This window comes from Enterococcus rotai (genome assembly GCF_001465345.1).
Classification (GTDB): domain Bacteria; phylum Bacillota; class Bacilli; order Lactobacillales; family Enterococcaceae; genus Enterococcus_L; species Enterococcus_L rotai.
On sequence record NZ_CP013655.1, the window covers coordinates 1,389,537 to 1,403,624 of the forward strand.

The window sequence follows — 14,088 nt, forward strand, 5'->3', positions numbered from 1 at the left end:
CTGATGATGAAAACGCTCGATAATTTAGCGATGAAACTGTTACCGATTGCAAATGCAATTGGTAATCAGCGGCATTTACAGGCAATCAGGAATGGGCTGATTTCGATTTTGCCGCTGACGATTGTGGGCTCCTTTTTTACAATTTTGCTAAACTTACCGATCCCTGGTTATTCTGAAATGATTGCTCCATATTTAGCAGCATTAGATGTTCCGTTTCGGTTTACTGTAGGTTTGATGTCTTTATACGCTGCCTTTACAATTGGTTCGTTTTTAGGAAATACGTACAAGCTAGATAAGATCACTAGCGGCTTTCTTTCAATGTTAGCGACACTTTTGATGGTCATGCCAGTCAATCTTCAAGAAGGCGTGGACACAGCAGGAAATGTCGTGGCAAGTGGTCGTTATATACCGATTACACCACTTGGCTCCCAAGGATTGTTTGGAGCGATTGTGGCAGCGTTGATTTCAGTTGAGATTTATCGTTTTACGAAAGAAAAAAACTTGGAAATCAAAATGCCAGAAGGTGTTCCTCCTGTAGTGGGAGAATCGTTTGCTGCGTTGCTACCGACGCTTTTAGTGATTTTAGTCTTTTGGATTCCTCGTCACTTTTTTAACTTCAATTTAAATGATCTGCTTAGTGTAGCAATTTCACCTTTGAAGGTCTTTTTAACAGGTAATAATATTTTTGGCGGTATTATCACGCAATTTATGATTTGTTTGTTCTGGGCGTTAGGGATTCACGGTCATGCTGTTCTAGGACCGATCATTCGTCCGTTTTGGGATCAAGCGATTATCGAAAATGCGGAGTTATTTCAAAATGGTACGAGTGCTTTTCAATTACCGAATATTTTTACAGAACAATTTTATCAATGGTATGCGCAAATGGGCGGTACTGGCGCAACGTTAGCACTTGTTTTCTTATTCTTGTTCTCTAAATCAAAATATTTGAAACAATTAGGGAAATTATCGATTTTACCAGGGATTTTCAATATCAATGAACCCGTGATTTTTGGAACACCGATCGTAATGAATCCACTATTAGCAATCCCCTTTATCACGGTGCCGATTGTGAATACGATTTTAGTTTATATTGTAACAGCGCTAGGTTGGATGCCGAAAATGATGGTCAAACCGCCATTTTCGATCCCTGCACCTTTAGGAGCGCTGATCACCTCGAATTGGAACTGGGTCGCATGCATTATGGTTTTTGTTTGTTTTGCGGTTTCGTTAGCGATTTATTATCCATTCTTTAAAATGTTTGAAAAAATCCAAGTAGAACAAGAGCAGCAAGTGGAACAAGAAGAGACTGCGATGGCTGTTGAAGAGCTTTGATGAGAGCATAGGAGGTAGTAGAAATGATTTATGTGATTAGTGGCTGCATGATTTTCGGGACTCATTATTTGTTGAAGGAAAATCAGTGGTTACTGCAAAAGAAACTTTGGCAATTGATCGTTGGGGCTATTTTGATTGTGGGACTTACGGTTGTGCTAAGTACGTGGATCGGCTCATTATTTCCAGTGATTGGTGCCACTTTAGTTTGTGCCACGATTTTACAAATTAAGCATACACACCAACTTGCGATCCAACGGTTAGGGTAGATAAAAAGACAAGCTGTGATTAAATCAGCTTGTCTTTTTATCGATTGTTTCATTTTCTTTATCTTTCAGAGCATCTTCAATTTCCTTATGCAAGAAGTAGGAGATCACCGTTCGGATCACTACTAAAATAGCCAATTTTAAAATATCTTGAAAAGTTGGTTTGATGATCGATTCAATGATATCTGCGGCAATCAGTATTTCTAAACTAAGGAGAATATAACTACCTAGAAAACTTTTGATGAAATTATTTTGACGTGCCATTACAACACGATTTCGATCGTTTCGTTCACTTTTTAGAAAATCGATTCCAGCCATAATTACGCCCCAAATCAAGACCACAATCGAAAAAATATTTAACGCTAAAATAAATAAATCAAAGAAAGGAATTAAATTATCCATGATGTTTTGAGCTAAATCGTGCATTGGACGTCCCCCTTTTTCTGTATTCTAGAAAGGCTCATATTTTTTTAGCAGAAACCAACAGCATCATTGGTCTACGCAATTCATCTCTCATTTGGGCACTTGCTTCAAGCATTTCAGGAGCGGGCATCGGTTCAACCAAGCGAGTGATTTGAAAGCCATTTGTTAATAGTCCGTCCAAATAAGTAGTCAAGGTTTTGTGATATTTCATTACGGTTTCACCTAAAAATAGTGTCTCACGAATACTTTCATCAAAGTAGCGATCAACTGGCCAATAAAGTGGCTGCCCTTTTTGATCATAAATCCAATCTTCCGTTCCTTGTGCTGTGAAAATCGGATGTTCTGTAGAGAAAATAAAATCGCCGCCAGAGTTCAAACAATGATTGACTTTTTTAGCAATATCATCAAATGAAGGGACATAATGGAGTGCTAAAGAGCTGATCACAATATCGAATGTTTCATTTAGTCCATCGATTTCATCCATACCCATTAAATGATAAGTGATTTTTGAAGAATCGGTCATCTCTTTTGCTTTTTCGATCATCCGTTCAGATAAATCGATGCCAATGACCTTTTTCGCGCCGTTTTCAACGGCATAACGGCAATGCCAACCGTAGCCGCAACCGAGATCTAGAACGGTTTTTCCAGTGAAATCAGGCAATAATTTTTTTAACTCATGCCACTCACCAGCGCCTTCAAGCCCTTTTTTTGAACGATCCATTTGACTATAAGCTTCAAAAAAATTAGGATTGTCATATTCGTTTTTCATACGGTGTCTCCTTTAATGAACGTACTTTTGTCTTATTAATTGTACCAGATTGTGACGAGAATACCCATAAAAGAGAATTTAAGGAAGCTGGCATCCGTTTATTGAAAAGTATGACCACAATCGCTCAACACCTGAACCGCTTTCGTTTTGTCTTTATTTTTGATTAAAAGATAATCGGTATTGTATGTGGATAACGCGAAAATCGAGATCTGATTGTCAGCCAAAGGATTAGCCAATTGTGTCAAAATACCTACTAAAGAAAAATCTAGTTCGCCGACGATCTGAATAATGAACCAGTCCTCATCAATAGAAAGAGCAAGATCTGTCTCCAGCGAGCCAGAAGGGACAATCACAGAACATTCATCGTGTGTGTAAGTCAGGCTCTTAAATGTTTTGATTTTATGGAATGAAGTAGGAATTGGGGTATCAACCGGAAATTTTATAATGGCATAGTTTAGTGTATCTAATAGTTTCAAGTGCATTTGTTTTCCTCCGAGTAGTATGTTAAATCGGGATTTCTAAAAAGACTTGAGACCCGTAAATAGGCGGAAGGTGATTGTCAGCCTCTTTAAAGCCTGCTTGTCGACATAAAGATTGGGTAAACGCTTTGTCTTCATTTACGATGATCGTAAGTTGATCGATCGTCGAAAAATGCTGGTGAATGAATGCTGGCAACAAATGAGTCGCTTGTTTGGCATAGCCTTTCCCTAAGTGACGATAATCAGTAGAAAAGTCCTGGACTAAAATATTATTTTTATTGATAGAATAGGGACTGCCGCCTTGTGCTTCATAAAGAGTCAAGAAGGCAACGAGCTGATCGTGTTCAAAAACGAGAACACCATGACGATGGGGGTCTTTTTTGGTTAGAGCAATAGCGATTTTTGGTTCACGGACATAGCGCCTTTTCTTTTGGGATAGGCAATAATCATTAATAAAAGTTTGGTGCGTATCATCGTACATTTTTAGGTACATGAGTTTTCCTCCTGCCTAGCGTAATGTGCTTATTTTAGCCGATAGGAAAATAGCAATTCCTTTATACTTATAGTATAACTTGTTTGAGAGGTCTTGTGCAGTTGCTTTATAGAATTTTTTTCATTGGCGTGAAAATAATACCATCAACTTCTTGTTGACTACCCGTTGGTATAAAGCCGAGATGGTGATAGGCGTCAAGCGCATAAGGTGAAGAGTTCAATGTTAGTTGGGTTGCCATGTGGACCGTTTGGCAATAGGTAGTCGCTGTTTTCATAAGCTGACGAGCAATTCCTTGTCTATGAAACGCCTTATCCACAAAAAGCAAGGATATGTGGTTTGGCAAACGCACTGCAATCAACCCAGTTATGGTTGCTTCATTAGAGAAACAGGCCCAAAGCGTTAATTCTTGCGCTGCTAATTGCTGCGTAATTGTATCAAAAGAGATAAATTGCTTGAAATGTTGGATTCCTTCATCAGAATAATCAGGTGCTTCAAATTCAAGAAAAACCCGCTGAACAAGTGTGAGAGCTGCTTTAAGTTCTGATTCATCTATGATCGAAAGCTGTTTGATTGGGTTATTCATAATGACCTCCAAAGCCTTTTTATCTATTTTATCATGAATAGGATTCTATTTTTCAATAAAAAATAGCCAGAGAGAAGTAAAAGCATTTCTCTCTGGCTATTTTGATTACTTAATGAGGCGCTTGTCATTTTTAGACAAGGTACTGACTTTTTTTATATGGTCAACAGTGATCATTCGGATTTGTTGGCTGTCTTCTTGTAAACGCAACATGATCGAATCACCAATGCTCTTGGAAACGATCCATCCAGATACTGTTTCAAACTTTTGAGAAGTCGGCACTTCTTTTAATTGTAGAACAACTAAACTTTTTTGAGCAGAAGCAACTTGTAATTTCTTAAGAATTTCTTCACGCTCTTTATCTTTGCTCTGTTTATCTTTAGAGTCGTCTAAAAATGCCGAAAAGAAACTTTGGGAAGATTGGCTGATCAATTTTGAAATGCTTTTCATTGTTGATTTGTGGTTATTGTCCATTCTTCTACCTCCTTCACGAATTTACTACTACTGTCAGACTCTGAACAATCAGATACTACCATTCTACCTAATAAAGTCAAATAATTCAAGAAAATATGTTCGTAATAATCTTGTAAAGAATTATTCCTACTTGCTTTTTTCGATAGTTTCAGTAATATTAGAAGTACCGATTACATTTATGTAATTTGTTTGAAAGTAAATAACGACTCAACGCTTTCAACTTAAAAGAGGGAGATTTCAATGAAACAAAAACAGACAAAAAAATCAAACATTTCTATTATAGCATTACTAGTCGGCACAGCCTTTGCTGGAGCTCTTTTAGCTAAAGTAGCACCTATGGCAGAAGGTAGCGGATTTTCAGCTTTATTTAATGATGGCAAAGCAGCGAATGAAGTAAAAATAACTGAGACAAGTGAAAGTAAAAAAGAGCCAGAAAAAGTTAAAAAATTAACATACACGGAACAAGTCAATGAAGGGTTAAGCCAAAATAAATTTGCTAATCGGATGCCGATCAACTTATTATTGCAAACTGACGATAAATGGAAAGCAACACCTTATGGCATGGACAATCCTGATGGTAATACATTAGAAATCAATGGCTGTGCAATTGTATCATTAGCAATGGTGTCTTCTTTCTTAGATAATAAACAGTATACACCGCAAGATATTTTGAATTGGTCGAAAAACGATTACTTTGTAGAAGGGGAAGGGACAGCTTGGTCCGTTTTCTCTGATTTTGCGATGGAAAAAGGCTACCAATTTGAGGATCTTGAAACAGATATGACAGCGGTAGAAGAACAATTAAAACAAAAACACCCTGTAATCATCTCAGTAAAACCAGGGCTATTTACTGAAACGGGTCATATTATGGTATTAAGTGGTACAAATAATGGGAAATTCTGGGTAAATGATCCAAATGACTCTGAAACAAAAGGTCACTCAATAAAAGAATTTACTGCAGATGAACTGCTGAATGAAGCAATGAATTTCTGGGCGGTATATAAATAAAGTTGGGACAGAAGGAGTTGCTTCTGTTTCACTATTTATTCGGATAGAAAATGGAAGGTCAACCAGTATTTATGGTTGGCTTTTTCTGCTGTCATGAGTAGAAAACGCTTTACTTTTTTTGCGAAAACCATTGACATGGGATGGTTCCCACATTATACAATCAAGGTATAAAAAGGAAATGGAGTGAACCAAATGAAAATTATCATCGAAAAAGACTTTGAAGCAATGAGTGAAACGACTAAAAATATTTTAATAGGCCATATGAGCCAAGATAAACGTGTCAACTTGTCTATTACAGCTGGTAATACTCCTGTTGGTGTGTATAAAAAAATGGTGGAGATCGTGAAAGAATCACCAGATTACGCAAATGTTCATTATTATAATTTTGATGAAATTCCAGTACCAAATCAAGCGGAAGGAATCACGATTACTGATTTGCGTAAATTGTACTTGAATCCAGCTAATATCAATGAAGCAAATGTCCATCCTTTAACTGTAGAAAACTATAAAGAACAAGATCAACGTTTAGCTTTAGACGGCGGATTAGATGCAATGTTGATTGGTTTAGGCGGAGATGGACACTTCTGTGGAAATATGCCTACAACAACTAGTTTCGAGAATCTAACCTATAAAGTGAAGGTTTCAGGAGAAGAGCCGTGGTTCGTGCCAGGTGAAATGGAAAAAGGCATGGAATTTGTAACGATGGGACCTGTTAGTGTCATGCGAGTGAAGCACTTGATTTTGATCGTCAACGGTGAGAAAAAAGCTGAAATGGTTAAAAATGTGTTGCAAGGACCTGTTACAGAAGAATTTCCAGCATCCATTTTACAGTTGCATCCTAATTTGACAGTCATTTTAGACGAAGAAGCAGCAAGTAAACTGAATAAATAAAATAAAAAAGATTAAGGTGCTAACGTGCCTTAATCTTTTTTAAATCAGTTTTACAAACGTACGTTCTCGTGTTATGCTTAATAAAAAAGAATGGAGACGAGCATGGATAAAATTCGGTGTGATTGGGCTAATGGAAATGAACTGGAAGCGAACTACCACGATGAAGAGTGGGGAACAGCAGAACATGGCGATCAAAAACTATTTGAAATGTTGACTTTAGAAAGTATGCAAGCTGGTTTAAGCTGGTCTACGATCCTTAAAAAGCGAGATACACTGACTAGTGCATATGATCAATTTGATTATGTAAAAATTGCTGCCTATACTCAAGAAAAAATCGATTCTTTACTAGAAGATCCAGGAATTATTCGGAACAAACTAAAAATCAATGCAACGATCAATAATGCAAAAGTATTTATGCAGATCCAAGAGGAATACGGAAGTTTTGATCAATTTATTTGGGCTTACGTAGAGAACGAACCTATTATAAATCGTTGGAAAGAGATCAAAGAGGTTCCTGCGTCAACAGAACTCTCTGATAGAATCAGCAAAGACTTAAAGAAAAAAGGATTCAAATTTTTAGGAACGACAACTGTTTATGCTTTTATGCAAGCTACTGGTATGGTAGATGATCATGTTCAGCATTGTTTTAAGTGCAAAAAGTAACATCAGCACATTTTGTTCCAGGTCCTGAGAGAATGACCAATCTCAGGACCTGAACCCTTAATTAGAAGAAATGTGCAGGATTTCATAAAGAGCAGCACTGGTTTTGTCAGGTTTCTCAGCATAAAACCCCAAAATCGCTGCTTGCCATTTATCTGGATTATAGACAATGAGTTTTCCCAAGTTATTTTTAGGTAACTTGTCTTTGATCTTTAACAACTTTTCTGGAAGCTTTTCCAAAGAAAGTTGTTCGTCAATTGTCACGGTTTGTTCCAATAAATAAGTAGAATCAGTAAAATTAGTTGCTAGATCTACAGTTAAAGGAATACCGATTTGACAATTTTGCCAACCAAAGTCGTGGATGATAGCATCGTAAAAGCCGCCAAAAATAAATTGATTCATTCCTTCAGAATCTTTCCAAACATATAAAGGAGAGTACGAATTGGAAACAGCACCGTCTGTTTTTTCTGAAATAAGATACGCTTTAAATAGTAGCCCCTTAAAACCATCTGTTTTTGAACCGTTCTCTTCAACACGTTGTCGAATCAGTGACATGTCGTAATCATCCGGTAAAATTATTTTGTATTGCATAGCATTCATTCAACTCAGCTCCTATTCTTGATAAATCCAGTATATTCTTTTGAAAAAGTATTGCATAATACGAAAAAATGATATATGTTATCAGTAATTGTGATAGCAAGAAATGGGTGGTAAGATGGAATTGAATGATTTAGCAATCTTTCAATGTGTAGCTGCTGCAGGTTCAATGTCAGAGGCTGCCAGAATCATGGGATACGCTCAGTCCAATGTGACTGAACGAATCAAACTGCTGGAACAAGAATTGACCGTTAGGCTCTTTGAACGCACGAATCGAGGCGTTATACTACTTCCAGAAGGGGAAAAATTAGTAGAGTATGCAACGGTCATTTTGAATCAGATTGACGAAATCGAAAAGCACTACAAAAAAGTACCGATAAAAATTGGCTGTACCCAAACAATCGCTTCTAATTATTTTGATTTAGCAGCGGCCATTGATCATCAGCCGACAATCGAGTTATTTATTGATACAACAGTCCATTTAGAGGCGATGTATAGAAAAAAAGTGCTGGATGTATTGGTTACCAACAAAACGACGACTCTTACCAACACGATTTTATTTACTGAAACGGTTGGCTGGCTATCTGCCTCAGGTGTCCAAGATGTATACCTGATTAGCCGGGATAAGGAATGTCCGTATAGAAAGATGATGCTATCTTTAATCAATCCGCTGACATGTAAAATTGTCGAAGTCGACACTATTTACTTGATGATCGACCTAATAAAAAAAGGAGCTGGCCGGTCGCTTTTACCTGAACGTTTTGTTCATGAGAAACAGAATCAGTCGTTGCTTTTCAATAAAATAGAACAACAAGTTCCTATATATATCGCTGGAAATGAAATAAACAGACGTGATGTTCGTTCATTTTTAGAGCAAAGCAGCGGCTTGATATAGGGAGGATTTGATTTGTTATGAGTGATATTTACAAGGATATCAATTCAAACTACGAGCGATTATCAGAAGCCGAACGGGAAGTCGTTGAGTTCATTTTAAAAGTTAAAGATATTGAGAGTTTAAAATTAAAAGATATTAAAGACGTTCTATATGTGTCAAATGCGACAGTCATCAGAGCGTGTAAAAAGTTGAATTACGCCACCTTTAGTGAAATGAAAGAAGCGTTTATTCAGGCAAGAGATGCAAAGCAAAAAAACTGTTCAGCAGAATCAGAATTTGTGCGTGTTTTAGATGGTATAAAAAAGGATACGATAACAACTCTAGAATTAGCTGATGAAAAAAATATCGATCAAATCTGTAATTGCCTAATCGAGGCAAGAAGAATTTTTTGTGTTGGAATGGGGTCCAGTTTTCTAGCAGCATCTGAGTTTAACCACAAACTAACGTTGCTCGATCTTTGGGGGAATGTTTATTCAGATAAAAATTCGATTGAATATATTCCTCAAATCAGTAAAGAGCAAGATGTAATCGTTGTTTTTTCTTCAAGTGGTCAAGTAGATGAAATCAATGAGACCATTATTAAAGCAAAAGGCAATGGGACTCAAATTATTGCGGTTACTAGCATGTCTGCAAATAAACTAAAATCGATCAGTACATATTCTCTACTGACTGGTAGTTCCGGTAGTCAGAAAAAAACTCGTTCTGGATTGATGTTACATGTAATGAGTACTCTTGTTTATGAAAAAATCTTAACCAAAGTATCTAGCGTTTAACGCATATTAAGGAGTGACACAAATAAAATAAGAGCCTGCAATATAACTTTTTTGAGTTATGTTGCAGGCTCTTAGTTTCTATATCTGTTCCATTTAGGCTCGACAAAACTTAATTTTTATCAAAATGATCTTCATAAACCAACATCAGTTTATCAAAACTTTTGGCATCGGGGATCAGTGGAATCACAACAATCGGTATATTATTGATATAAATTTCAGGAATATTGGTAATGATGCAATCATATTCAGCAGCAGCTTTTTCTAATTCCTCTAAAGAGGTCACATGCAAAGGTGTACAAGAAAAACGTCCTCGCAGGTAATAGTTAATTCGTTCAGAAAGCATGTTCATATAATCTAAACCAGAGTTAAATAAAAGACAGGCGTTCAGTGTTGGTGTTGAGTATTCTAAACGATCCAACAAGTTTGGCCAATTCGTAAACAGAATGGAAATAGCTTCATAGACCATATATTCTTTATAAGGACTGGAATAAAAAATCGCTTGTAAAGAGTGGAGCAATTCCATTGGGAAATGTCCATATAAGTTTTTTATACTTGAAAGAAATTCCTTGTTTTTGTTGTGCAAAATGTAGGTTCTTCCATGGATCTGACATTCTAAATTATAAAGACGTATAAAGATAGTCTCAAAATTAGCACATTTAGAGCCCATTCTTTTTTCGATTTCCAATAGAAGAGCTTCAATTTTTTTGTATTTCAAGTAGGCATTACGATCTGTTTTTATTAGTTCGTGTACTGCATCAAGAGAAGCCATGTATTGGTCACTAAAAAATAAATAGTAGAACGTGTTTAAGTTCACTGGGTTCAAGGGTAAATGAAATTGACTGTAAAATTCATCGCATGCATAGGCATCACTAAGGATAGTGAATTCTTTTTCTGGAATATCATGCAGATGATTCTCACTATTATGCTTTAAAAGATTGATGACCGTATACGTATAAAAGCGCAAGCGATTCAACAAAGAAAAATCTAAGTTATAAGATGATTTATCAGGAATTGCCTGATGAATCATCTGAAGGCCGACTTGATCCAAAATAATCAGTTGTGGTGGTGTTAAAAGACTTTCGGCTACGCCGTATTTTTCATAAAAATAGTGCTGCATAAAATTACAAATACTATGTGGATCGCCAACAAGCTGCATTTTTTTTAAGTTGATTGTAAAACCTTCTATCTGAAGGAGCTGGTTGACGCGAAGAACAATTCGCTTGATTGTAGAGACGCTAGTATAAAGATCGTCTGCTAGATCAATGATTGTAGAGAAATTATGTAAGAAAATTTTTTCGATAAGCTGAAATTCCACGCTATTTTTAATAAACTTCTGATAAATACTTGTTTTACAAAAATCAAAATTTGCAGCAAGACGGATACCGTATTTTTTAGAAGACTCGATTGTAGTAGGCGCGAGCAATGCTTCCAGTTCGATAATATCTGATTTTAATGTTTTTACAGGTACGTTTAAGATTTCTGATGCTGTGGGAAAAGTGACCCAATCATTATCAGCTAACAGTTCCATTAGCTCTAATTGGCGTTTGGATCGTGAGGAGAGGATTTCTTTCATGCTATCAACACTTTCTTTATTTATGTTATTTTTTTATATTTGTTCATATTGTAATGAAAATAATTTCAAGACATTTCTATTTTAACTTGAAACAGGCTGTTTTGTCTAGATAACCTTAGATGATAATAGATGTTTTTTTTAAATAAGTTAAATTGTATAGGTCAAAATTTTCTTTTTAATAGAAAAATATGACCTTTTAAGGTAGGTTATTTTGATAACATTTGTAATATTTATTTAAAAATGTTCATAAATTAATATTATTTTCATATGGAAGTCAAATTCAATCAAGTATTGCTATTTTCTGACCATAAATGACCCTTTTTTTTCTTACATAACGTTTAAACTAATGTTAAGCCAGTTGAAGGCAAAACGATAGACGGAGGAAAGTTATGAAGAAAAAATTACTAGGGTTAGCATTAATGTCAACAATTATTTTGGGTGGAGCAGGTCTGTTGAATGCTGATGTTGCAAATGCTCACGGATATGTAGAAAAGCCAGCGGCTCGTGGCTATCAAGGTTCATTAGATAAAAATACGTTAGGCTGGTCAGCAGCTATGGAGAAATACGGAATGGTTATTACAAATCCGCAGTCTCTAGAATTTGATAAAGGGTTCCCGCAAGCAGGTCCAGCAGATGGTCGTATTGCATCAGCAGATGGTGGTAAAGGTCAAATCACTGACTCTGTAATGGATAGCACAGGGGCAAACCGTTGGACAAAACAAGATATCAATACTGGTGTGAACACATTTACATGGCACTATACAGCGCCTCACAGTACGACTAAATGGCACTACTATATGACAAAAGTTGGTTGGAATCCAGATAAACCATTATCAAGAGCTGATTTCGACTTTCTTGGTGAAGTGAAACATGATGGTTCACCGGCTTCAAATAATAAATCACATCAAATTACTGTTCCAGAAAACCGTTCTGGTTACCACGTGATTTTAGCTGTTTGGGATGTTGCAGATACAACAAATGCCTTCTATAATGTGATTGACGTAAATGTAAAGGGTGGCGGAGAAATCACTCCTCCAGTTGAGGAAGCACCAGCTAAACCAACAAATGTAAAAGCAACAGATGTCACAACCTCTTCACTTAAATTAACATGGGATACCGTTTCAAACGCTAAAGAATACAATGTATACCGTGATGGTAAAAAAGTTGCAACCGTTGGCGGAACTCAATTCAACGATGCTAACTTAACTGAAAACACAACATATTCTTATCAAGTAGAAGCAGTTGGAACAAACGGTAAAGTCTCTGAAAAGAGCGCGGCAGTAAAAGCAACAACACAATCATCAGCAGTAGAAGATAACCAAAAACCAACAGCACCAACAAACGTTCACTCAATGGGAACAACTGAAAATACAGTAGATTTAATGTGGACAAAATCAACTCATTTCTTAGGTGTTAAAAACTACGAAGTATACCGTGATGGTAAAAAAGTTGCAACAACTGAAAAAACAAGTTTCAAAGATACGGGCTTAAAAGCTGATACAACATATAACTATACAGTAAAAGCAATCAGCGTTGGCGGAAACGTTTCAGAAACAAGTGCGGTATTTACTGTGAAGACCAAAGAAGCACCAAGTGGTCAATCAACATGGGAAGCGGACAAAATTTATAACTATGGTGATAAAGTAATCTTCAACGATTTAGAGTATGAAGCAAGATGGTGGACAAGAGGTGAACGTCCAGATCAATCAGACGTTTGGAAACTTCTTTCAAATAAAGCAGTCAACTGGGAAACAAGCAAAGCGTATAGCGGCGGCGATACAGTAATTTTCCAAGGAGAAACATACAAAGCAAAATGGTGGACACAAGGAAACGAGCCGACAACTTCAAACGTTTGGGAATTGATTTAATCTATTTTAAACTTCCTGAATGACATAGTAAGGAATACAGAGTACCAACGACATAGAACAAAAAAAGAAGCGCTGGATCAGATGTTATGCATCTTCTCTGGTGCTTCTTTTTATAGATTTTGAATATGTGTATGTTTAAATGCATCAGAATATTTAAGTCCATATCCCATTGTTCGATCCATAAAAATATGTGCGAACCAAATGATAGAAATGGCTAATAAAAGAGCAGTGTGGGTAAAGAGATACACAAAACTAAGTAAGACTGGAAAAACTAGATTATGACCTAAATTATAAATTTTAGCACCGACAGCTGGATTTTTTGAGTAGCCTACCATAGTAACATCTGGTAGTAGAAGAAAAAGAAAGAAGTAAAGAATTGAAAAACCAAAATGGATATAGAGTGCTAGTGCTAAAATAAAGAGAGCCCCATTTTCTAGTTGTAAAATTATTTTATTTATCATAATGAGAGCTCCTTTATTCCATGGTTAGATAGTTGATCGATCAAAACGAATAACTCCGCTTGATTTTCTACGTAGTTATTATCTTGGATCGTAGCTTTTAGTTTTAATAATAACTTGTAAGACACTTCGTAAAAAGAGATCTTTTGTTTGATATAGTTGATTTTATCTGTTAAAAAATCAGTGGACTCATCGTTGCATTGAGTAGAAATCGGCTGTCTTTTTAACTCTAACAAGTAGTTGATTTCTTTTATGGAAAAATCCAGCTCTTTTAACGCTAAGATAATTTTTAAATCTTGTTTGTCAGTTTCTGTAAATTCACGATACCCATTTGTTTGGCGTTTGGGTTGTAGCAAACCAGAGCGCTCATAAAAGCGGATCGCATCGGTTGATAGATTAAATTGTTGGGCGAATGCGGTTATTTTCATGGTTGTTCCCTCCTGTATCGTTAGTGTAACATTGGATATAGCTCCAAGGTCAAGAAGGAAATTTAAGGAGGTGGAAAAAATGAAATGACTGGGACATAACTCTAAGAGTCATATCCCAGCCAGG

18 protein-coding genes are annotated in these 14,088 nt (G+C 36.3%); 8 read left to right on the forward strand and 10 right to left on the reverse strand.

The window, feature by feature from the left end:
* Window positions 1-6 precede the first annotated feature (6 nt).
* Together ATZ35_RS06445 and ATZ35_RS06450 are read left to right on the forward strand one after the other, a co-directional pair.
* A complete protein-coding gene (locus ATZ35_RS06445; protein WP_208930434.1) occupies window positions 7-1,332 on the forward strand; it encodes a PTS sugar transporter subunit IIC in 1,326 nt (441 codons plus the stop codon).
* A 23-nt stretch (window positions 1,333-1,355) separates the two neighbouring features.
* Window positions 1,356-1,598: a hypothetical protein gene (locus ATZ35_RS06450; RefSeq protein WP_208930015.1), complete on the forward strand. Its 243-nt coding sequence runs from the start codon at window positions 1,356-1,358 to the stop codon at window positions 1,596-1,598.
* Window positions 1,599-1,622: 24 nt separating this feature from the next.
* Here ATZ35_RS06450 and ATZ35_RS06455 read toward each other — a convergent pair whose 3' ends face one another.
* The 6 genes from ATZ35_RS06455 to ATZ35_RS06480 all read right to left on the reverse strand — a co-directional run bounded on the left by ATZ35_RS06455 (window position 1,623) and on the right by ATZ35_RS06480 (window position 4,813).
* Window positions 1,623-2,021, reverse strand: coding sequence for a DUF1622 domain-containing protein (locus ATZ35_RS06455; RefSeq protein ID WP_208930016.1), 399 nt, complete (start codon window positions 2,019-2,021; stop codon window positions 1,623-1,625).
* A gap of 34 nt (window positions 2,022-2,055) precedes the next feature.
* On the reverse strand, window positions 2,056-2,787 hold the full coding sequence (locus ATZ35_RS06460; protein ID WP_208930017.1) for a class I SAM-dependent methyltransferase: 732 nt from the start codon (window positions 2,785-2,787) through the stop codon (window positions 2,056-2,058).
* Between the two features lie 98 nt (window positions 2,788-2,885).
* Window positions 2,886-3,269 carry an ACT domain-containing protein gene (locus tag ATZ35_RS06465; RefSeq protein WP_208930018.1) on the reverse strand — a complete coding sequence of 128 codons (384 nt, stop codon included), beginning with the start codon at window positions 3,267-3,269 and terminating at the stop codon, window positions 2,886-2,888.
* 22 nt (window positions 3,270-3,291) lie between these two features.
* Window positions 3,292-3,759 (reverse strand): GNAT family N-acetyltransferase, encoded by a 468-nt coding sequence (locus ATZ35_RS06470; protein ID WP_208930019.1) that lies wholly within the window; start codon window positions 3,757-3,759, stop codon window positions 3,292-3,294.
* Between the two features lie 106 nt (window positions 3,760-3,865).
* A complete protein-coding gene (locus ATZ35_RS06475) occupies window positions 3,866-4,342 on the reverse strand; it encodes a GNAT family N-acetyltransferase (protein ID WP_208930020.1) in 477 nt (158 codons plus the stop codon).
* A gap of 105 nt (window positions 4,343-4,447) precedes the next feature.
* Window positions 4,448-4,813 carry a hypothetical protein gene (locus ATZ35_RS06480; RefSeq protein ID WP_208930021.1) on the reverse strand — a complete coding sequence of 122 codons (366 nt, stop codon included), beginning with the start codon at window positions 4,811-4,813 and terminating at the stop codon, window positions 4,448-4,450.
* Between the two features lie 240 nt (window positions 4,814-5,053).
* Here ATZ35_RS06480 and ATZ35_RS06485 point away from each other — a divergent pair, with 240 nt between their 5' ends.
* The 3 genes from ATZ35_RS06485 (at window position 5,054) to ATZ35_RS06495 (ending at window position 7,375) form a co-directional block, all read left to right on the forward strand.
* On the forward strand, window positions 5,054-5,821 hold the full coding sequence (locus ATZ35_RS06485; protein ID WP_208930022.1) for a C39 family peptidase: 768 nt from the start codon (window positions 5,054-5,056) through the stop codon (window positions 5,819-5,821).
* A gap of 192 nt (window positions 5,822-6,013) precedes the next feature.
* Window positions 6,014-6,712 carry a glucosamine-6-phosphate deaminase gene (locus tag ATZ35_RS06490; protein WP_208930023.1) on the forward strand — a complete coding sequence of 233 codons (699 nt, stop codon included), beginning with the start codon at window positions 6,014-6,016 and terminating at the stop codon, window positions 6,710-6,712.
* A 102-nt stretch (window positions 6,713-6,814) separates the two neighbouring features.
* Complete coding sequence (locus ATZ35_RS06495; protein ID WP_208930024.1) at window positions 6,815-7,375, forward strand: DNA-3-methyladenine glycosylase I; 561 nt, start codon at window positions 6,815-6,817, stop codon at window positions 7,373-7,375.
* Window positions 7,376-7,432: 57 nt separating this feature from the next.
* Here the strand turns inward: ATZ35_RS06495 and ATZ35_RS06500 are convergent, their stop codons facing one another.
* Window positions 7,433-7,972: a DUF4865 family protein gene (locus ATZ35_RS06500; RefSeq protein WP_208930025.1), complete on the reverse strand. Its 540-nt coding sequence runs from the start codon at window positions 7,970-7,972 to the stop codon at window positions 7,433-7,435.
* A 103-nt stretch (window positions 7,973-8,075) separates the two neighbouring features.
* Between ATZ35_RS06500 and ATZ35_RS06505 the strand changes: the two genes are divergently transcribed.
* Window positions 8,076-8,864 carry a LysR family transcriptional regulator gene (locus ATZ35_RS06505; protein ID WP_244148221.1) on the forward strand — a complete coding sequence of 263 codons (789 nt, stop codon included), beginning with the start codon at window positions 8,076-8,078 and terminating at the stop codon, window positions 8,862-8,864.
* Between the two features lie 17 nt (window positions 8,865-8,881).
* Complete coding sequence (locus ATZ35_RS06510) at window positions 8,882-9,637, forward strand: MurR/RpiR family transcriptional regulator (protein ID WP_208930026.1); 756 nt, start codon at window positions 8,882-8,884, stop codon at window positions 9,635-9,637.
* Window positions 9,638-9,746: 109 nt separating this feature from the next.
* On the opposite strand, the gene ATZ35_RS06515 is transcribed toward ATZ35_RS06510, so the two are convergent.
* The gene (locus ATZ35_RS06515; RefSeq protein ID WP_208930027.1) at window positions 9,747-11,210 is read right to left on the reverse strand and encodes an AcpB/EbpR/MafR family transcriptional regulator; all 1,464 of its coding nucleotides are present in this window, start codon (window positions 11,208-11,210) and stop codon (window positions 9,747-9,749) included.
* Between the two features lie 389 nt (window positions 11,211-11,599).
* On the opposite strand from ATZ35_RS06515, the gene ATZ35_RS06520 reads away from it, so the two are divergent.
* Complete coding sequence (locus ATZ35_RS06520; protein ID WP_208930028.1) at window positions 11,600-13,078, forward strand: lytic polysaccharide monooxygenase; 1,479 nt, start codon at window positions 11,600-11,602, stop codon at window positions 13,076-13,078.
* Between the two features lie 110 nt (window positions 13,079-13,188).
* Here the strand turns inward: ATZ35_RS06520 and ATZ35_RS06525 are convergent, their stop codons facing one another.
* Together ATZ35_RS06525 and ATZ35_RS06530 are read right to left on the reverse strand one after the other, a co-directional pair.
* Window positions 13,189-13,539: a DUF4260 domain-containing protein gene (locus ATZ35_RS06525; RefSeq protein ID WP_208930029.1), complete on the reverse strand. Its 351-nt coding sequence runs from the start codon at window positions 13,537-13,539 to the stop codon at window positions 13,189-13,191.
* A complete protein-coding gene (locus ATZ35_RS06530) occupies window positions 13,536-13,964 on the reverse strand; it encodes a MerR family transcriptional regulator (protein ID WP_208930030.1) in 429 nt (142 codons plus the stop codon). The genes ATZ35_RS06525 and ATZ35_RS06530 overlap by 4 nt, the downstream gene beginning before the upstream one ends.
* Between the last annotated feature and the right edge of the window lie 124 nt (window positions 13,965-14,088).